We start from the raw sequence: 19815 nt of genomic DNA on the forward strand, positions 1-19815 counted from the left end.
GCGCGGGTGTGAGCGAGGCGACCGGAACACGTGGGCGCGGGTGTGAGCGAAGCGACCGGAACGCATGGGCGCGGGTGTGAGGGACGCGACCGAGGGAGGCCGGGCGGGACACGGCGTCTGACCACGGCGAGGCCCGCCGGGGGCCGGCAGGCGTCCGGCTACGGGAGCGTCCCGGCCGTGTCCGTGTCCAGCAGGGGAGCCAGCAGGTCGCCGTAGTCCTGGACCCGCGGGGCGATGTCGACCGCACGGAAGTCCAGCCGGCCCGGCGCGCGGCACTCCTCGACCTCCTCCCAGGTCACCGGGGCCGAGACGGCCGGCTCGGGACGGGCCCGGAGGGTGTAGGGGGTCGCCGTCGTCTTGCGGGCGGCGTTCTGGCTCCAGTCGACGAAGACCTTCCCCGGACGCAGGCTCCTGGTCATCCGGTGCAGCGCGAGGCGGGGCATGGCCTTCTCGGCCTCGACGGCGAGTGCCTTGGCGTACTCGGAGACGCGCTCGGAGGACGCCCCCCGCACGGCGGCCAGCAGATGCAGCCCCTTCGAGCCGGAGGTCTTGGCGTAGGCCTCGATGCCGTCGCGTGCGAGCCGCTCCCGCAGCCACAGCGCGACCTCGCAGCACTGCACGATGCTCGCCGGCGCCCCCGGGTCGAGGTCGAACACGATCCGGTCGGCCTCGTCCGGCGTGCCGACGAGCCACTGGTGGGTGTGGAACTCGGCCACGAGGTTCGCCGACCACATCAGGCTCGGCAGATCCTGCACCAGGACCATCCGCGAGGGCCCCTCGACCCGTGGCACCTCGGCGGTGGTGACCCACTCGGGCGTACCCGGCGGCACGTTCTTGGTGAAGAACACCTGCCCGTCCGGCCCGTCCGGATACCGCAGGAAGGACACCGCCCGGTCCCGCAGATGGGGGAGCAGGACCTCGGCGACGGTCGCGTAGTAGTGCAGCACCTCGCCCTTGGTGAAGCCGGAGGCGGGATACAGCACCTTCTCCAGGTTGCTGAGAGCGAGCCGTCGCCCCTCCACCACTGTGATAGGCGCCATACGATAAGAATCCCATGCAAACCGTGACGAACACTCCCGAGCGTGACCGGAAGGGTGCAGCACGTGAGATCCATATGGAACGGCGCCATCTCGTTCGGCCTGGTCAGCATTCCGATCAAGCTGGTGAACGCCACCGAGAGCCACTCGATCTCCTTCCGCCAGATCCACACCGAGGACGGCGGCCGCATCCGCTACCGCAAATTCTGCGAACTGGAGGACCGCGAGGTCACCCAGGGGGAGATCGGCAAGGGCTACGAGGACGCGGACGGCACGATCATCCCGATCACCGAGGAGGACCTCTCCAGCTTGCCCCTCCCGACGGCGAAGACGATCGAGATCGTCGCCTTCGTCCCGGCGGACCGGATCGACCCCCTTCAGATGGACGCCGCCTACTACCTCCAGGCGAGCGGCGCCCCGGCGGCGAAGCCGTACACACTGCTGCGCGAGGCACTGAAGCGCAGCAACAAGGTGGCGATCGCCAAGTTCGCCCTGCGTGGGCGCGAGCGTCTGGGCATGCTCAGGGTCGTCGGCGAGGCCATCGCCATGCACGGCCTGCTCTGGCCGGACGAGGTCCGCGCGCCCGAGGGCCTGGCCCCCGACACCAACGTCACCGTCCGTGACCAGGAACTGGACCTGGCCGACGCGCTGATGGACACCCTGGGCGAGGTCGACCTGGAGGACCTGCACGACGAGTACCGAGAGGCCGTGGAGGAGGTCATCGCCGCGAAGGCCGCCGGCGAGGCCCCGCCCCAGGCCCCGGAACCGGCCGCGGGCGGCAAGGTCCTGGACCTGATGGCGGCCCTGGAGAGCAGCGTCCGCGCGGCCCGCGAGTCCCGGGGCGAGGACGCCGAGCACGCCGAGGTCAAGCCGCTCCCGCAGCGCAAGACGGCCCGCGCGGCCCCCAAGCAGACCGGCGGCAAGAAGTCGACGTCCACCGCGAAGAAGACGGCGGCCAAGAAGACCACGGCGGCGAAGAAGTCGACGGCCAAGTCGGGCCAGGGGACGGCCAAGAAGACGGCGTCGAAGAGCACCGCCAAGAAGACGACGGCGAAGAAGTCGACCCCCCGCAAGCGCTCGGCCTGACCGACGCGACGGTGCCGACCCTCACCGCACCGCACGGGGCCCGCCGTCTTCGGGGCGGTGCGGTGCGCCGCACGGCGGAGCCGCGGACGTGGAAGGCGCTCACTGCCGACGCGAGGGCGTCGAGGTCACCTGCGCAGCCCGGCCGGGCTGCGCAGGCGGCGGCCGCCGGTGACGGGAAGCATGCTCCCGGGGGGCGTGGGGCGGCCGCGGAGGTCTGCTGACCCTGGGACGTCGGGCCCTCAGGCCACCCGCCTCTCCTGCTGCCCGGACTCCTCGTCCTCCTGCTCGTCCGGCAGATGGACGTCGCCGACGGCGATGTTGACCTCCACGACCTCAAGACCGGTCATCCGCTCGATGGCGTTGATGACGTTGGTCCGGATGTCCGCCGCGGTGTCGACGATGGCGGCGCCGTACTCGACGACGACATCGAGATCGACGGCAGCCTGGCGCTCGCCCACCTCGACCTTCACCCCCTGGGTGACCCCGCCGCCCCCGCCCGGCACCCGCTGACGCACAGCCCCGAAGGCCCTGGTCATCCCGCCACCGAGGTTGTACACCTCCGGAATCTCCCGGGCCGCCATGCCCGCGATCTTCGCGACGACCGTGTCCGCGATGGTGGTGCTTCCGCGGGTGCCGGGAGCACCCTTGCCGTCCTGCGACGCGCCCTGTGACGCGTTCCTGCGCTGAGTGGTCTCCGTCATGACCGTCACCTCGATGATCGGTGAGGGGATGAGCAGCATCGTTCCTCTCTACGGTAGAACAATGGTGCGTATGGGGCGAAAGTGCTGAACTGATCTCCGCCCTCGCCTCACCCTTCCCGGGTGAGGCCGCCGCGTCCTGCCGCGTGCACGCTGAGAACGGCACGATCTTGGCGACATGGGAACGAGGTAGCCGGCATGACCACCACGCACCCGGACAACGCCCGTACGTCGATGCGGGAATGGGCCACCGGCGTGACCGTCTTCGCGGCCATCATGCTCATGATCGGCGGCATTCTCGACATCATGCGCGGCATCGCGGAGATCGCCGAGGACGACGTCTTCGTCTCGACGCGGAACTACGTCTTCGCGTTCGACCTCACGGCCTGGGGCTGGATCCACCTCACCCTGGGCGTGGTCGCCTTCGTCGTCAGCTTCGGCCTGTTCATGGGGTCGACATGGGCGCGCGTCCTCGGCGTCGGCATCGCCGGCCTGGTCATCATCGCCCACTTCCTGTCGCTGCCGTACTACCCGGTCTGGTCGGCCATCATGATCACCGTCTCGGGCTTCATCATCTGGGCCTTGTGCGCGATGAGGAAGGACGACGCGTTCGTCCCGTTCGAGAGCCCGCCGCGCATGTGACCCCACAACGAAAGAGGCGGGAGCCAGTGAACTGACTCCCGCCCTCTTCATGTCGGCATCCGCCCTCATCCCGTACCAGATCTGACGGTTGATTCGGCGAGTGCCCCGGCAGGATTCGAACCTGCGCATATGGCTCCGGAGGCCCAATGCGTCTCATGCATTAGGCCTGCTCAGCGGCCTGCGCATGGCCTGGAAAGCGCAGGCCGTCCACGGATGGTCCACAGCTTCGCGTAGCGGTCATTCAAGAAGGTTCTCTTCCGGGCGCCCATTTGTGACCGTGACTTCTCGCCCAGTCACTATGTGTTCGACGCAGTCTTCGAGGTCTCAGCCGTCGTCGTCTCGTGCCTTGGTTCTAAGCTGCTGGGCCAAAGCAATACCGATGATAAGGACGATCGGGGCATTGCTCTGCCGTGCGCTGGGATCGGCAACTCCTAGGCCAGAGTTTCGACCGCGTAGCCCCCGGCAGGCTGGCGCTGGTGAGGTCGTTGAGCGACGCAAGCCTCCGCCGCCTCGGGCTTCTCGGAGTGATCCGCTCGAAACCGAGGGCTCGGGGCAGCTCCGCGAAGACCAGCCTGTCTGGGACGGTCGTACTGGACAGCACCTCACGGACGGTAGACGTGGCGGCACCGAGCCGCCGTGGGCAAGGGAAGCAGCAACCTTCTAACGGTCCTCACAGCTAAGGTTGCAGGATGTAGCTCCTCCTGGTCCCACTCGGTCTCCGGGGCGAGGGGATGACGCACGCCAGGAAGGACGAACTACCGGATGCCACGCTTGACTCTGCCGCAGCTGGAGCGGCACCTCTTCGCCGCTGCCGACGTGCTGCGCGGCTCCATGGAGGCCTCGGCCTACAAGGAGTACATCTTCGGGATGCTGTTCCTGAAGTATGCGTCCGACCAGTTCGAGGCCGAGCGGTGTCAGGTCATCTCGGAGCAGCGGGCACGGGGCCGCTCTCAAGCCGAGGCTGAGCAGCGGGCCGAGTCTCCCTCGTTTTACCGGACGTTCTACGTTCCGCAGCGGGCCCGCTGGGACCAGGTCCGCGATCATCTACATAAGTCGGTTGGCAGTGGCCTGAACAAGGCCCTGGAGGAGTTGGAACACAGCAACCGTTCGCTCGATGGGGTGCTTCAGCACATCGACTTCAACCGCAAGATCGGTCAGTCGTCGATGTCCGACAAGAAGCTGCGCGAGCTGATCATGCACTTCAACAAAGTGCCGCTTCGGCAGCAGGACTTTGAATTCCCCGACCTCCTCGGCGCCGCCTACGAGTATCTGATCCGGGACTTCGCCGACTCGGCAGGCAAGAAAGGCGGCGAGTTCTACACACCGCGTGACGTCGTCCGCCTCATGGTGCAGATCGCCGACCCGCGCCCCGGCATGAGCGTCTACGACCCGTGCACGGGATCTGGCGGCATGCTGATCCTCTCCAAGGAGTATGTCGAGGAGTCGGGCGGCGACGGCCGCAACCTCGCCCTCGCCGGCCAGGAGAAGGACGGCAGCGTCTGGGCCATCTCTAAGATGAACATGCTGCTCCACGGCATTCCGGATGCGGATCTTCGGAACAACGACGACGGGACGCTCGAAGACCCAGCGCACATCACGGGCGGGGAGCTGCAGCGCTTCGACCGAGTGATCACCAACCCGCCGTTCTCGATGAACTACTCAGCCGACGCCATTCCGTTCCCCGAGCGCTTCCGCTACGGATACACGCCCGAGAAGGGTAAGAAGGCCGACCTGATGTTCGTCCAGCACATGCTGGCAGTTACTCGGCCTGGCGGGCTCGTCACGACGGTGATGCCGCACGGCGTGTTGTTCCGGGGTGGCGACGAGGCAAAGATTCGCAGAGGCTTTCTGAACGACGACCTCGTTGAGGCGGTCATCGGTCTCGGTCCCCAGCTCTTCTACGGCACGGGCATCCCGGCATGCATTCTCGTGCTGCGGCCCCTCGGCTCGAAGCCGAAGGATCGCGCGGGCAAGGTGCTCTTCATCAATGCTGACCGGGACTTCCGCGAGGGCCGAGCGCAGAACTACCTGGAGCCCGAACACATTGAGAAGATCGTCTCGGCCTACCGCTCGTTCGAGGACATTCCCGGCTTCGCGCGCGTCGTCTCCCGCGGCGAGTTGGCTGAGGACGACGATAACCTCAATATCCGCCGGTACGTCGACACCACACCGCCTCCCGAGCCGCAGGACGTGCGGGCGCATTTGCACGGTGGTATCCCGAAGACCGAGGTCAGCGCCAAGGCAGATCTCTTTGCCGCCCATGGTCTGACACCAGAGCACCTCTTGGCCTCGAAGAGTAACGACTACCTGCATTTCACCGACGTCGTGACCGAGCGACGCGACCTCCGTGGCCTGATCGAGGCTGACTGCGGAGTGGTCGCCGCAGAGAGCGCCGTACTCGACGCCATCCGGGTTTGGTGGGAGGCGCAGCAAGCGAGCTTCGACAGGCTGGAGTCGCCTGGTGATCTCATCGATCTACGCAAGGAGCTGATCGAGACCTTCCGAAACACGCTCGTCTCTACGCCGCTGCTCGACCCGTTTGCGATCCGAGGCATCGTGGCTTCTTGGTGGGGCGAGAGTCTGCCAGACCTCAAGGCGCTCGCTACCCATGGTTATCGCGGACTCATCGAGGCCTGGGTTGCTACGGTGCTGGACGCACTCGCGGAAGAGAAGGCGAAGGTCGACCCACTCGACCACAAGGTGGCTCGGGCGCTGCTACCCGAGTATCTCGACCGGCTGGCTGCCCTGGAAGCCGAGACGGCCGAGCTGGACAGCACGATCAAGGCTGCTAATGCCCTGAACGAAGAGGAGGACGCGGAGCCCAGCGAGGAAACGCTGTCACCGGCCGAACTGAAGAGACTGAAGACGAAGCTGACCGCCACGAAGAAGCAGCTGAAGGCTGAGAAGGCAGCGTTCGCCGACCGTCTCGCGGCGGCCAGTAGTTCTCTCGACGATGCGTTCGCACGTCAGGTCGTGCTCGATGCTATGGAGCGTGACCTGGTGGCCGATGCCAACGACCGAATTGTCCGCCATCGCCGGGCGGTGATCGCGGCCTTCGAGAGCTGGTGGGATAAATATCAGACGCCGCTCGCAAAACTAGAGGCAGAGCGAGATGCTGCCGCTACGACGCTGGCCGGGTTCCTTAAGGAGCTGGGTTATGAGTAGTGTTCGGATTGGCGATGTCGTCCGTTTTCAGCGAGGCGTGAGCTGGTCTGCTGATCAGGAGCACCGCCACCCCGGGGCTGGAAGAGTTCCCGTGCTAAGGATTCCAAATATTCAAGAAAACCTGACAACTAGCGACCTAGTGTATCTGTCGGGTATCCCTGATAGTGTGCGGGAGCGTACGGCTGCATCCAAAGGTTGGATTTTGGCTGTTGGCTCGAACGGTAATCCCGATCGAATCGGAAATGCGATCATCATCGAAGATGAAAGTGATTTCCTCTTTGCTTCCTTTCTTGTGGGGATCAAATGCGACCAGCGTCGCGTGCTCGGTCGATATCTGCTCAGGCTATTGAACTCTGACGACATTCGGTCGTATCTGAGGGTGACCATGCGTGGCAGCACGGGGCTTCAGAACATCAATCTGCCTGCCTTGAGTGATTTTCGTATCAAGCTGCCACCATTGCCCGCACAGCAGCGCATCGTGGAGATCCTGGACGCGCTAGACGCTCAGATTTCTCTAGCCGAGCGGACTGTAGAGAAGCTTAAGCTTGTCAGGGAGGGTTTGGTAAAAGATCTCCTCTCCTGTGGAGTCAACGGCGATGGTCGCCTACGTGATCCGCACAAGGAGTCAAGCGAATTTAGGGATACTGTACTTGGTCTAATTCCGCGTGGGTGGCGAATTGCTACGTGTGGCGCTCTGTCCCGAGAAATCGTCGTCGGCATCGTAATTCGACCAACACAGTACTACCGTTCATCAGGTGTCCCAGTTCTGCGCTCCGCGAATGTTCGCGCGAGTGGCTTGGATGTCAGTGATGTAGTTTATATGTCTCTTGCTGATCATGCGGCGATGGGTAAAAGTGCGGTTAAACCGGGTGATCTGGTAACCGTTCGAACTGGCTATCCTGGCACAACGGCTGTTATTCCTCAATCGCTTCCGTCTGCCAATTGCGTAGACATTATCATCACCCGCCCAGGCTCGGAAGTGTGCCCCGATTATCTTTCTCTGTGGGTAAATTCCGATCTAGGTAAAGGGCAAGTGTTGCGTGCGCAAGGCGGATTGGCGCAACAGCACTTCAATGTGTCGGAAATGAAGTCGCTCCTTGTTGCTGTTCCGCCGCTGGCAGAACAAGCGGTCATTGCCAGTCGGGCTGCAGCTGCCGATCGACGTCTCGCGGACGAGGTTAGAGAGCTGATGAAGCTCACTACACTTAGAAAGGGTCTGATCGCCGATCTCCTTACCGGACGAGTCCACGTGCCTGTGGAGGCTGCGTCATGAGCAAGGGCCCGGAGTACACCGAGGTTGAGAAGCCGCTACTTGGCCAGCTGGAAGGTCTCGGCTGGCAGGTAGTCGAGGGGTCGAAGTCCGACCCGTCAGTCACGGGGCGCGACTCCTTTCGCGGCTCGATCCTTGAGCAGAGGCTCCGCACCGCGTTGCTTAAGATCAATCCTGGGCCGGACGGGTTGCCGTGGTTGGACGATGCGCGCCTCGCTGAGGTGGTGTCGTCACTGACGCGAGCTGAAGTTGGCAAGCTCATTGAGCTCAATGAGAGGATGACCGGACGCCTCCTTGAGGGCGTGTCCGTGGCGGGCCTGCCGGACTGGGATCAGGGTCGCTCTCAGCGCGTCAGATTCATCGACTTCGACCACCCGGAGCGCAACGAATTCTTGGCGATCAGCCAGTTCCGGGTGGATGAGCCCGGCGGCCAGGCCAAGAAGTTCGTCGCTCCCGACGTCGTGTTGTTTGTCAACGGCATCCCCCTGGTGGTTATCGAGTGTAAGAGCCCGTACATCACCGATCCCATGGCCGAGGGCATTACGCAGCTACGTCGCTACGCCAATCAGCGTCACCTCGGCCTCCCCGAAGGTAACGAGCAGTTGTTCTGGACGAACCAGTTTGTGGTCTCGACCTACGGCGATAAGGCACGCGTCGCCACCTTCACTGCGGGGCCGGAGCACTACTTGGAGTGGAAGGACGCTTTCCCTCTTACCCGTGACGAGCTGGCGATGTGGCTTGGCAAGCCCGCGGCGGAGCTGACGGGTCAAGAGTTGCTCACTGCCGGGATGCTGGCACCGCCCAACCTGCTCGACCTCATCCGGCACTTCACCCTGTTTACAGAGGTCAACGGCCGGCGGATCAAAATCGTCGCCCGTTACCAGCAGTACCGCGCCGTCGGGCAGGCGCTCAAGCGTCTCCGGACTGGCAAGACGCGAGCTCACGATGGCGAGAGCGATCGCCGTGGCGGTCTGATCTGGCACACTCAGGGATCAGGCAAGTCTCTGACCATGGTGTTTTTGGTTCGGGCGATGCGCTCGGATCCATTACTGCGCGCCTTCAAGGTCGTGGTCATCACTGACCGCACCGACCTCGAAAAGCAGCTCTCTGAGACCGCCAAGCTCTCCGGTGAGGGCGTCGTCCGGGCGCGGCGCACGGCTCAGCTGCGGACCATCCTGGCTGAGAAGGGCCCTGCGCTGGTCTTCGCCATGATCCAGAAATACCGGGACACAGATGCCGCCGGCGCCGGTGAGAGCCACATGGCCGCGGACGAGAAGAACGAGGCACTCGGGGTCCTCAATACCGACGAGACCATCGTGATTCTCGTCGACGAGGCGCACCGCTCCCAGACCTCGACGCTGCACGCCAACCTCATGGCGGCGCTGCCGAACGCAGCCAAGATCGGCTTCACCGGCACCCCGATCATGCGGGAAGGGAAGAAGCGCACCGACGCCATCTTCGGGTCGTTCATCGACAAGTACACCATCCGACAGGCCGAGCACGACGGCGCCGTCGTTCCCATCTTCTACGAGGGACGCACCGCCAAGGGGGCGGTGGTCGGCGGTAGCGACCTGGACGAACTGTTCGAGGACATGTTCGCCGAGCACTCCGACGAGGAGATCGAGAAACTCAAGGCGCGCTACGCCACGACCGGCGCCGTGCTGGAAGCCCCGAAACTCATCGCTGCCAAGGCGAAGTCGATTCTCTGGCACTACGTGTCGACAGTGCTTCCCGGCGGCTTTAAGGCGCAGCTGTCCGCTACCAGCCGCCTTGCGACGGTGCGGTACCGCGAGGCGCTCCTCAGCGCCCGGGATGACCTCGTTGCGCAGATCGAGCGTTTGCCGGAGTCCCTAGTGCGCGGGGCCGAGGACGGCAGCCTGGACATCGACGGGCTCGATCGCCGCAAGCAGGTCCTGGTCCGCGCCCAGCCGCACCTTGAGCTCATCCGGATTTTGGACTTCGTTCCGGTGATCTCGGGCAGCAACAACGATGCCCCGACCTGGCTGCAATGGACCGACAAGGGCCGCCAGGAAGCGGTCATCGCCGAGTTTAAGAAGCCGCTGGGCCCCCCGGGTGAGCAGGCGAGTCCGGCCGCCTTCCTGTTGGTACGCACTATGCTGCTGACCGGCTTCGATGCCCCGGTCGAGCAGGTGCTTTACCTCGACCGCTTTATCCAGGACGCCGAACTGCTCCAAGCCATTGCCCGTGTCAACCGGACCTGCCCGGGTAAGGCCGCCGGCCTGTTGGTCGACTACTTCGGCGTTGGCGCCCATTTGCAAAAGGCGCTCCAAGCCTACGCGCCCGAGGACGCCGAGGATGCCATCGGGGCGCTGGCCTCGATTGCGGACGAGGTGCCGAAGCTGCGTGACCGGCACGCCCGAGTGCTGGCGCTTTTCGCCCAGGCGGGTATCGAGACGTTTGAGTTGGATGAGGACATCGAGGCCTGCGTCGACCTGCTCTCAGACGATGCTCTCAGGGCCCGCTTTGGCGCGCTGCTCAAGCACTTCCTCACCACGCTCGACATCATCCTGCCCCGTCCCGAGGCGCTACCCTTCGTGGCTGACGCCAAGAGGCTCGGTCTGATCCAAAAGGTCGCCCGGCGACGTTACCGGGACGACGGCCTCGGAGACTTCAACGCCTCGCTGTACGGCGAGAAGGTGCGTGCCCTGATCGACGAACACGTTACGGCGCTCGATATCGCGACAAAGATCGCGCCCGTCTCGGTCACCGACCCAGACTTCCTCGCGAAGGTTAAGGGTCTTAGTTCCGACAAGGCGAAGGCCTCGGAAATGGAACATGCCCTGCGGTTCCACATTCGGACGAACTTAGACGAGGACCCCGCTCGCTACACCAAGCTCTCCGAGCGCCTCGACGAGATACTGAAGTCGCTTACCGGCAAATGGGACCAGCTTAGCTTCGCGCTTGAGGTACTGCTCGGCGACATGACCGGCGAGTCCAGCTCGTCGCGCGTCCACGAAAACCCGCTCGTTTCCCGCTTCCACGGCCTTCTGGAGAGTGAGGTCGCCACCAGTACCACCCTGCCAGACGAGGTGCGGGCGGACGTCCTGAACCTGGCCGAAGATATCGTCGGTGAGGTGCTACGGCACGCCAGCATAGTGCGATTTTGGCAAAACGCGCACGCTCAGGACGAGCTGCGTAAAACCATCGTCCATAAGCTGGATGACTGCGACCTGTTTCCGTTCGCCGAGCAGGCGGCCATTGCTGACCGCCTCATGGAGCTGGCGCGCTCGAATCAGTCTTTGATCAGGGAGCAACTTCGTACCTGGCGGCGCTCATGACCAGTGTCCTCCAGCTTGACGATATGCGCGTACCTGTTGAGATCGGCGGCAGCAGCCGTATGGCTCGGCTCACCATCGAGGTCGACGGATCCTTGCGTCTGAAGGCCGCCGCTGACGTGGCGACCGAGGAGCTGCAGCAATTCTTGGCGTCGAAACGCGAGTGGGTCTACCGCAAGCTAGTCGAGAAGGAAGTTCTGCGTTACGAGCCCATCACCAAGGAGCTCGTCGACGGTGAGGGCTTCCTGTACTTGGGGCGCAGCCATCGACTGAAGATCGATGAAGTGGACGGCGCTGTCCGCCTGGAGCGAGGCCGACTTGTCCTGCCGCGACAGCTACTCGGTGTGGGAGAGGCAAGCCTGATCGCCTGGTACCAGCGCTGCGGCGAGGCCTGGCTACGACCCCGCTCTCGGACGTGGGCAGCGCGACTACGAGTTGATGCGGGGCCTATCGAAGTGGCGGACCTCGGCCACAAGTGGGGAAGTGCGACGGCCGGACGACGGGTGCGCATCCACTGGGCGACGCTCCAGCTGTCCCCATCACTCGTTGATTATGTTCTGGCGCACGAACTTGCGCATCTACGCGAGCCTCACCATGGCCCCGCATTCTGGCAGTTGCTCGCCCGTGTCATGCCGGACTACGACGAGCGTAAGCAGGAACTGGCGAAGCGCGGCGCATGCCTCTGGTTTGGGGGCATATTGTAGTGGCGCCGCCCTGTCCCAGCGCATCGTGAGTTGGGCCCTGATAGGCAAGTGACCGGCGCACTAGGTTGGCGTAGCGACTTTGGCCAGGAGCTGCTTTGGCGCGAGTGATCATGGCCCCGTAAGCTTCCGGCGCGTCGGGCAGTCTGTGGACCTGCCCGTTGAAGCACGACGTTGGGGCCATGATCTTCGAGGCTCGCGCCAAAGTGGCTGGCTAAAGTCGCGGAGCCGACCGCCCCAGCCACGACGGGGTTTCTCCCCTGCGTCATGGCCGCGTCCCCCGTCCGGCCGGTGGCCTGGTGCGGGATCAGCGGGCCGTATGAACGCCCGCGTATCTGGCAGCGTCGGCCCGCATGCCGCCGTCACCGCGATCCAGCCTCTTGCGGTAACACAAAGCGTCTTTGACCTGCCCGTTGGGGGTCATCGTTCGTTCCCCGTGCCCGTGTTGGAATGTGGTCGCTGCGGGCGGCGACGGGCGGGCGGCGACGTGCGCCGGTGGCGAAGACATGGAGGCGGCGCGGCGGCGACCGGCCGGCGCCGCCGCGCTTGGCGCGGCCCTCGGTTTGATCCGACCTACTGGTGTAGGCAACCGGGTGGAAAGGGCGGCGACGTGGCCCCTGAAACGGGGGCGTTGGTGTCGAGCTGCTGTTGCGTCTTTCCTATCCTGAGGCCGGATCGTGGTGGCGGTGGTGTGTGGGCCGGTGCGGCCGTTGATGCGCTGGGGCGGAGTGTGCGGCGGTCGGGTTGGCGATGATCGACATGCGCCGTCGGCCGCCAGACGAGCGAGCGCAGCGAGCCTTGAACCCGTGAAGAAGGTTGTTACTCAGTAGCGGCTGTGATGCGCCACAAGGGAGCGTCGTACTGCTTCGGACGGCTGTTGATGAGCAGTTGGCGCAGGTCCTCGCGCAAGGAGCCGTTGAGGTTCAGGGCCTCAGTGATGCGGCGGAACGTTGTGTAGGTGACTCCGCGGCTGCGGGCCTCGGCTTCGAACTGGTCGAGCTGAGACAGTACGGCTTCGGGGTCGAGCGGCACCGGTGGCTGAGCCTTGAGCCATGCCGCCTTGTTGCGCTCGTAGTCGATCTCCGAGTAGCCGCAGATTTCGCGGCTGTGTGCCTCGACCTCGTCCAGGGTGGCGGTGGTCAGGATGGCTCGGGCCAACTGGTTGCGGGTGAGTGCCTCGTCCAAGTCGACCTCATGGACCGTCGGTCCCTCGTCGGTGAGGGGGACCGGGAGGCCGGCGTCTCGCATTTCGCAGGTGCCGCGTACGCCTCGGGCTGTCGCCGCGAGCATCCCGGTCGCCTCGGAGGGATGCCACTCCAGGACCGAGCTGATCGGTTCGACGTCCTTCGCTGTGAGGGTGTGGATTAGCGGACCGAGCATGCCGCGCAGTTCGTCGAGAGGGAGTTCGCCATCGAGGCCGGGGCCCGTCACCAGGAGGCGGACGGGTGCATTCACCTGGCAGCACGCGGCGAGTGTGACGGCGTCGGCGAGGGGGCTCTTCAGCGTCGGTTCATCGCCGCGGGCGAGGATGTCGCCGCCTACGTCAAGGAGATCGATCGAGACCGGTGACAAGTGGTCCACCAGCTCTTCGAGTTGGCGGGTGACACCCTCGACCCCGTGGCGTGCGTCGATCAGCGCGAACGTGTGCCGGAGCTCTGCTGCGAGTCGGGGGAGAGTCGAACCCGCCGGAGCGATGGGGCGGGCCTCGGCCGGCACCGCCCAGACTGCTGGTGTGAGGGGTTGGAGGCCGGTGAAGTTGTCTAGCCCTCGGGGACCCGGAACCGGGTCGATCAGGAGGCGGTCCCACGCGTACGTGAGGATCACCGCCTGGTCCTCGTCGCCGTAGAGGGCGGCGTGAATCATTGCGGCGGCGACTGCGTCGCCCCCTCCTCCTGCTGCGACGATCAACCGCGTCATGCGTCTCAGCCTACGGGGTGGGGGGTTGACCACTCACCCTATAGTGGCTAGAGGCCATAGCCACTTGTATCGAGAAGCAGGCCTCAGCTCGGTAGCGGGGTGCCCGACTACTCGCCTGGGGCTCGCCTTGGGTGAGGAGGACTGATGCCGCAGATCGAGGAGGCTCAGCCGAAGTATCTCCAGATCGCGCACTACATCCGTGATCAGATTCTTCGGGGTGACCTGCGACCAGGTGATGAGGTGCCGTCAGAACGGCAGTTGGCGGCGGACTGGAAGGTTTCCCGGCCCACGGCCGCGCGGTCGTTGGAGGCGCTGAGTCATCAAGGGCTTGTCGAGAAGCGTCAGGGGTCGGGCACGTACGTGCGGAGCCTCGAAGTCAACCGGCGGGCTCGTGAGTTGTACGGGCGCGCTCGGCAGACCGGGAAGATCTACACGCCTGGTGAGTACGCCGTGATCACCTCTGCCGGTTGGCTGGAGGCGCCGGATCACGTCGCTGAGGCGCTGGGCCTGGTCAAGGATCGTCGGGCGGTGCACCGGCGGCGGGTTACCAACAACCAGGACGGGCCGATCACGCTCTCCACCTCGTGGTTCGCTCCGGATGTCGGTCAACGTGCGCCGAAGCTTCTGGAGCCGGAGCGGATCCAAGAGGGGACGCTGCTGTACGTCGAGAACCTGACCGGACGGCAGGGGAGTTACGCGGAAGATCGCATGTGTGCGCGTGCGGCGACTGAGGAAGAGGCCGAGGACCTTCAACTTGCTGCCGGCTCCGCCGTGCTGATCGTGCACCACGTCGTCTTCGACCTCCAGGACCGGCCGTTGGAGTTCGCTGAGGCCACCTACCCGCCGCATCGCTGGGCGTTCGAGCAGGGCTACCCCCTCACCTGAGGGGGCCAGTTGCAGTGAATCGCTTGCGTCGGCCAAGTGGCTAATGCCACTATCCAGAAAGTGGCTAAGGCCACTTCACTGGGAGGAGGCGCGGTGTGACGAGTCAGCGGCCGGATCAGGGCACGCACTTACCTTGCCGGGGTTGCCGGGGGCGCGGCTGGAAGCGTGTCGGCTCACGAACGACCCTGGCGCTTGCCACCGCCGCCGATCGCACCCGTGCCACATCAAAGCGGCGCTGCCTCGACTGCGACGGCAGCGGCAGGAAGTGAGCACCTGATGGCCTATGTGATCGACCGCTACCCGTCTGAGGAATCACCGCGTCTCGGTGCGATGACCTTGCACCCTGTCGCTGAGTCTGTGCCGCGGGCTCGGCGCTGGTTCCGCAAGTTCATCGCCCCGTACAACCCGGCCTGCTCCGTCGACGACTGTGCGCTGATGATCTCAGAGCTGGTGACCAACGCCATCGCTTACGGCCGGTCGGACGATCCTTGGCTGGTCCGGGTTGAGTGGTTCCGTGAGGGGACCTCGCTTCGGGTCGACGTGCACAACCCCGGCTTTCCGGCGAACGTGCGGCTGAGGCATCCCGACGCCAACGACTCCCACGGGCGCGGACTGCTCCTGGTCGATTCGCTGGCCGAGTCGTGGCACGCCGCACCGAGCCGCTTCGGCGGAACCGTTGTCTCCTTCGTGGTGGCCGATGCCTGGCCCGGAAGGTAAGAGTTCGCTCCGCTTCTACATTGACAATCGAAGATTCGCTAGTCTGGTTGACCAGTTGACTTGGCCAATCCCGACAGGCGGCGTTCATGGCGTATGAAGTGGAGCCACCGAAGTACGTGCGCCTCGCACAGACGATCCAGCGTCGCATCGAGGACGGCACGTACCCGCCTGGCACTCGGGTGCCCAGCGAGAACCAGTTGGTGCAGTCCTTCGGGATGTCCCGCCCCACCGTCGTGCGGGCGCTGGAGCTGCTGAAGCGTGATGGCTGGCTGGAGTCCCGACAGGGGTTCGGCACGATCGTGCGAGGCCGCCCGGCTGTCGTCGAGCAGAAGGACCGCCGGGGGAGTGAGACGCTCACGCGCGATGAGTCGCAAGCGGCCGGCCGGTTGGTCGAAGTCGGTTACGTCCCCGCTCCGGCGCGAGTCGCATCCGTCCTCGGGCTGCCCAAGCGGGCCAAGATTCTCATGCGCCGGTTCCTGGCGGAGGAGGATGGCGAACCGGTGGAGCTGGTGTCGTCCTACTTCCCCGCCGGCCTGGTCGAAGGTACGGAACTGGAGAGCGCCGACGCGCTGGCAGGTGGCACCCGCGCACACCTGGAGACGCGCAAGAAGGTCCGCTTCGACCATGTGACGGAACGGGTTTCGGCACGTCTGCCGGAGCCCTCCGAAGCGGAGCTTCTGGATCTCCCTGAGGGGGTTCCGGTCCTCAGGGTCCTGGTCGTCGCGTGTGACGCTTCCGGGCAGGCGCTGCAAGTCTCCGACGTGCTGCTTCCCGCCGACCGGCAGGAACTGGAAGACACCTACCGTCTGAACTGAGCCCGATTGGCGGCCCGTTCGCCGCCTACTCCACCTCGATTCGCACTTGACAAGTCAACTTGGCATCCCTAGCTCCGAACTTGCTAAGTCAACTTGTCGGGCAGGTTGATCGACTCAAGAGGAGAAATCTGTGCGTGTGATCCGTATTGACGCCTCGGCCGCCACGATCCTGCTCACCGAAGCGCCGGCGCCGAAGGTGCGCGACCGGCAGACCGGTGAGATTGCCAAGGACGCCGTGAGTGGTGAGGCGCTGATGACGGTCGGCGTCGTCTTCATCGACGAGGGTGAGTCGTCGCTGATCCAGGTCACCGTCCCCGAGAGCGGTGTGACGGACGGCCTGACCGTCGGGGCCCCGGTCTCGCTGCCGGGGCTCATCGCCCGGCCGTGGGAGAGCGTGTTCAACGGGCAGCAGCGGCATGGCATCGCCTACCGGGCGACCGCCGTTGCTCCCGGCGCCTTCCCGATGGAGCAGGCGGGCTGATCGTCGTGACCGACCTGGTGACGTGGGCCGAGGTGGGCGGGTCGCTCGCTGCGATAGGCGGCGCGGCCTACGCCCGGCATGCTCATCCGGCGGCGTACTGGTCCATGGTCGGGCTGTCCGTTTCGGTGGCCCGGTTGCTGGCCTCGTACACCTCCACCATGGACGCGTGCGGTCTGACGGTCGAGCCGCCCCGGTGGCGGGCCCTGGCTGTCAAGGCCACGACTCGACGTGAGGTCCGGCCGGTGCCTCCTCGTCGGGGCATGATCCGGCCCACCTCGACCGGTCTGCGGCTCCGGCTGCGGCTGGCTCCGGGCCAGGAACCGGCGGACGTGGCGGCCTCGGCCGAACGACTGCGGCACGCCTGGGGTGTTCACGCCGTGTACGTGCGGGACGTCAAGCCCGGTGTCGTGGAACTGCGGCTCGTCGGCTTCGACGTCCTGCGGAAGGTGCAGATGCCTCGCCGGACCGACGCCGGTCCACTCCGCGTGCCGGTGGCTCTCCGGGAGGACGCAACCGCCTTCGTCCGGGACTACCGGGCCGTACCCCACGAACTCGTGCTCGGCGCCACGCTGTCCGGCAAGTCCATGTTCCTGCGGGACCTGCTTGTCGGTCTGGCCGCTCAGCCGGTGGCGCTGGTCGGGATCGACTGCAAGCGCGGGGTGGAGCTGGCGCCATTCGCTCCCCGGCTCTCCGCGCTGGCGACCGACCCGGAGCAGGCTGCCGAACTGCTGCCCGTGCTCGTCAAGGAAATGGAGGACCGATACGACCTGATCAAAGCGCGGCAGGGCATCGCCCCCGGCACCCCGGACGAGCTGATCACCTCGGACGTCTGGGGTCTGCCGGAGGACGAACGCCCGGCTCCTATCGTGCTGTTCGTCGACGAAGTGGCAGAACTCTTCCTCGTCGCCACGAGGAAGGAGGAAGAGCGACGGGACGAGATGGTCACCCAGCTCATCCGACTTGCCCAGCTCGGCCGCGCGGCCGGCATCTATCTGGAGGTGTGCGGGCAGCGTTTCGGTGCTGAGCTGGGCAAGGGAGCGACCATGCTCCGGGCTCAGCTCACCGGCCGGGTCTGCCACCGGGTGAACGACGAAGCCTCCGCGAAGATGGCGCTCGGTGACATCGCCCCTGAGGCTGTCCTGGCCTCCTGCGCCATCGCGGCCGAGTTGCCCGGCCTCGCCGTCGTCGGCGACACGTCCGGAGGCTGGTCCCGCATCCGCACGCCTCACCTGTCCCTCGCCGATGCTGCGGCCACCTGCCGCGAGACGGCACACCTCGCTCCGGACGTTCCGACGCTCGCGCCGTTCCGGCCTCACGTTCCACCCGCGCCGGTGAAGGAGTGCGGCCCCTTGGCCACTCCTCGGCCCATCACCGAGTAACCGACCCGCTCCCACGGTCGGCGCGGCCGTCCCGCGCCAAGTCCCTACCCCACCCATGCCCGGAACTGGAAGGAGTGGCCGTGCGTGCCCTGCCCGTCCGTGTGGACGCCGTGCTCGTTCAAGCGTTGATCGCCGCCGCGCTGTCCTTCGCTCACCTGCATGACCTGGCGCTGGCTGCCGGACAGGACGGCTGGAAGGCGTGGGCCTATCCGGTCTCCGTCGACCTGCTGTTGGTCGCGGCCTGGCGGCGCCTGCGCTCCGGTGAGGCGAAGACGGCCGGGTGGTGCTGGTTCCTCGTCGCGCTGACGGCGTCCCTCGGAGCCAACGTCGCCACCGCCGGTCTGCTCGACCTGGAGGACGTGCCGGCCTGGCTCCGCATCCTCGTCGCGGGCTGGCCCGCGGTCGCCTTCCTCGGTGGGACGCTGCTCGCTCACGGAGCAGCGCATCCCAGCGCGGACCCGGCGACGGCACCGGAACCGCCTTCGACGGCACAGGCGCCGGGACCGACCGCCGCAGACGTCGAGCCGCCCACGGCTACGCCCGAACTGCCGAACACCACATCGGAGTCGACTCCGCCGTCTCCGTCCTCGGTGCCGCCCGCGCTCGTCACCCTCGCCCGCAAGGTCGCTGACGAACACCGCGCCCGGACCGGGACCGACATCGACACGTCGACCCTTCGCGCCCGGCTCGGTGTGCCCATGCCGCTCGCCGAAGCCATCACCACCCAACTCACCTGACCCGGAGGACTTTCCCCCTTGCGCCCGTCCACGCTCCGCGCGCTGAAGCGCGCCGCCGAGCTGACCCGACAGAACCGCCTCACCGAAGCCGTGCTGATCGCCGAACCGGTGATCCTCGCCGCCGACAGTTACGAGAGCGACGAGATCTTGCGCTGGCTGGCCGACCACGTCACCGACTTCACCGGCGAGTCCGACAAGGAGATGCCCTGATGTCCGCCAACCGCCGTTTCCGCCGCGTCGTCCGCATCGGCCCCGTCCAGGTCGGCACCTACTACGACGGCCGGGGCCGCGAGAAGCACACCGCCGCCTGCACGGCTCCGCGGTGCGGCTTCTCCACCGACTACGACAGTCGCGCCGCCGCCGAGCTGGCCGCGCGCACTCACCACTGCCGCGTTCGCTGAGGAGCTCCCGTGACCGTCTCGCTGCCGCTCGTCTTCGTCCTGGGCGTCATCGCCTGGGCCGCGATCAAGTTCCTCGGCATCCGCCTGTGGGTCGCCGTCGTGATCGCGCTGTTCGGCTTCTGGCTCTCGCACACCATCCTCGCCCCGGCCGTCGAGTCCGGCACCCGCTCCGGGGTCGACGTCGTCAACGGCACCCACGAATGACACCGCAACCGACAAGGAGTCCCGCGATGTTCCGTCCCAAGCTGCCCGATACCCCGCACGTCCCGAGCATCACCACCCACATCCCGCAGGACCATGCCCCTGCTCCTTCCGCCGGTCGCTCGGTCGCCCCGTTCGTCGGGGTCGGCGCCGGTGCGGCGGCGGCCGTGGTCGTCGTCGGTGTCGTCCTCACCGCGCTCCTGGCGGCGGTCGCCGTCTCGGCCGTGTCCGTGACTATCGCCGCCGTGGTCCTGCGCTCCCTCGTCACCGGCGCCAACAGGCGCTGACCGGCCGCCGGGGCGGCAAACGCCGCCAAGCATCCCGCCGCCCCGGGGCCGTCCCTCCCAACCGCCGAACAGCCGAAAGGAAGACCCATCATCACCCGGC

General features: G+C 66.0%; 19 protein-coding genes. 16 read left to right on the top strand and 3 right to left on the bottom strand.

Features of this window, described 5'->3' with window-relative positions; translation table 11 throughout:
• Positions 1-158: 158 nt before the first annotated feature.
• Positions 159-1040: a non-homologous end-joining DNA ligase gene (gene ligD / locus HNR57_RS13880; RefSeq protein WP_184560141.1), complete on the bottom strand. Its 882-nt coding sequence runs from the start codon at positions 1038-1040 to the stop codon at positions 159-161.
• 63 nt (positions 1041-1103) lie between these two features.
• Between ligD and ku the strand changes: the two genes are divergently transcribed.
• Positions 1104-2123, top strand: coding sequence for a non-homologous end joining protein Ku (gene ku, locus HNR57_RS13885; protein WP_446696901.1), 1020 nt, complete (start codon positions 1104-1106; stop codon positions 2121-2123).
• A gap of 239 nt (positions 2124-2362) precedes the next feature.
• Here ku and HNR57_RS13890 read toward each other — a convergent pair whose 3' ends face one another.
• Positions 2363-2824, bottom strand: a complete 462-nt coding sequence (locus tag HNR57_RS13890; RefSeq protein ID WP_184560143.1) for an Asp23/Gls24 family envelope stress response protein — start codon at positions 2822-2824, stop codon at positions 2363-2365.
• A gap of 195 nt (positions 2825-3019) precedes the next feature.
• On the opposite strand from HNR57_RS13890, the gene HNR57_RS13895 reads away from it, so the two are divergent.
• From HNR57_RS13895 to HNR57_RS13915, 5 genes are all read left to right on the top strand, one after another.
• A complete protein-coding gene (locus HNR57_RS13895; protein WP_184560145.1) occupies positions 3020-3463 on the top strand; it encodes a DUF7144 family membrane protein in 444 nt (147 codons plus the stop codon).
• Between the two features lie 762 nt (positions 3464-4225).
• Positions 4226-6628: a type I restriction-modification system subunit M gene (locus HNR57_RS13900; RefSeq protein ID WP_184560147.1), complete on the top strand. Its 2403-nt coding sequence runs from the start codon at positions 4226-4228 to the stop codon at positions 6626-6628.
• Positions 6621-7901 (top strand): restriction endonuclease subunit S, encoded by a 1281-nt coding sequence (locus tag HNR57_RS13905; RefSeq protein WP_184560149.1) that lies wholly within the window; start codon positions 6621-6623, stop codon positions 7899-7901. The genes HNR57_RS13900 and HNR57_RS13905 overlap by 8 nt, the downstream gene beginning before the upstream one ends.
• Positions 7898-11197 carry a type I restriction endonuclease subunit R gene (locus HNR57_RS13910; RefSeq protein ID WP_184560151.1) on the top strand — a complete coding sequence of 1100 codons (3300 nt, stop codon included), beginning with the start codon at positions 7898-7900 and terminating at the stop codon, positions 11195-11197. The genes HNR57_RS13905 and HNR57_RS13910 overlap by 4 nt, the downstream gene beginning before the upstream one ends.
• Entirely contained in the window at positions 11194-11898 is a 705-nt protein-coding gene (locus HNR57_RS13915; protein WP_184560154.1) for a YgjP family zinc-dependent metalloprotease, read from the top strand. Before HNR57_RS13910 ends, HNR57_RS13915 begins: the two co-directional genes overlap by 4 nt.
• A gap of 816 nt (positions 11899-12714) precedes the next feature.
• Here the strand turns inward: HNR57_RS13915 and HNR57_RS13920 are convergent.
• Positions 12715-13812, bottom strand: coding sequence for a DUF1152 domain-containing protein (locus HNR57_RS13920; RefSeq protein WP_184560156.1), 1098 nt, complete (start codon positions 13810-13812; stop codon positions 12715-12717).
• A 144-nt stretch (positions 13813-13956) separates the two neighbouring features.
• On the opposite strand from HNR57_RS13920, the gene HNR57_RS13925 reads away from it, so the two are divergent.
• The 10 genes from HNR57_RS13925 (at position 13957) to HNR57_RS13970 (ending at position 19715) form a co-directional block, all read left to right on the top strand.
• Positions 13957-14697: a GntR family transcriptional regulator gene (locus HNR57_RS13925; protein ID WP_101278023.1), complete on the top strand. Its 741-nt coding sequence runs from the start codon at positions 13957-13959 to the stop codon at positions 14695-14697.
• Positions 14698-14973: 276 nt separating this feature from the next.
• Positions 14974-15414, top strand: a complete 441-nt coding sequence (locus tag HNR57_RS13930; protein WP_184560158.1) for an ATP-binding protein — start codon at positions 14974-14976, stop codon at positions 15412-15414.
• 86 nt (positions 15415-15500) lie between these two features.
• On the top strand, positions 15501-16229 hold the full coding sequence (locus tag HNR57_RS13935; RefSeq protein ID WP_184560160.1) for a GntR family transcriptional regulator: 729 nt from the start codon (positions 15501-15503) through the stop codon (positions 16227-16229).
• 130 nt (positions 16230-16359) lie between these two features.
• Positions 16360-16710, top strand: coding sequence for an SCO3933 family regulatory protein (locus HNR57_RS13940; RefSeq protein ID WP_184560162.1), 351 nt, complete (start codon positions 16360-16362; stop codon positions 16708-16710).
• A 5-nt stretch (positions 16711-16715) separates the two neighbouring features.
• Positions 16716-18089: an FtsK/SpoIIIE domain-containing protein gene (locus tag HNR57_RS13945; protein WP_184560164.1), complete on the top strand. Its 1374-nt coding sequence runs from the start codon at positions 16716-16718 to the stop codon at positions 18087-18089.
• An 80-nt stretch (positions 18090-18169) separates the two neighbouring features.
• On the top strand, positions 18170-18826 hold the full coding sequence (locus tag HNR57_RS13950) for a DUF2637 domain-containing protein (RefSeq protein WP_184560166.1): 657 nt from the start codon (positions 18170-18172) through the stop codon (positions 18824-18826).
• Between the two features lie 18 nt (positions 18827-18844).
• Entirely contained in the window at positions 18845-19036 is a 192-nt protein-coding gene (locus HNR57_RS13955; protein ID WP_184560168.1) for an RING finger protein, read from the top strand.
• Entirely contained in the window at positions 19036-19227 is a 192-nt protein-coding gene (locus tag HNR57_RS13960; RefSeq protein WP_184560170.1) for a mobile element transfer protein, read from the top strand. The genes HNR57_RS13955 and HNR57_RS13960 overlap by 1 nt, the downstream gene beginning before the upstream one ends.
• 9 nt (positions 19228-19236) lie before the next feature.
• Entirely contained in the window at positions 19237-19431 is a 195-nt protein-coding gene (locus tag HNR57_RS13965) for a hypothetical protein (protein WP_184560172.1), read from the top strand.
• Between the two features lie 26 nt (positions 19432-19457).
• Positions 19458-19715 (top strand): SpdD protein, encoded by a 258-nt coding sequence (locus HNR57_RS13970; protein WP_184560174.1) that lies wholly within the window; start codon positions 19458-19460, stop codon positions 19713-19715.
• Positions 19716-19815 lie beyond the last annotated feature (100 nt).

The sequence above is a fragment of the Streptomyces paradoxus genome (assembly GCF_014202475.1).
Taxonomy (GTDB): Bacteria; Actinomycetota; Actinomycetes; order Streptomycetales; family Streptomycetaceae; genus Streptomyces; species Streptomyces paradoxus.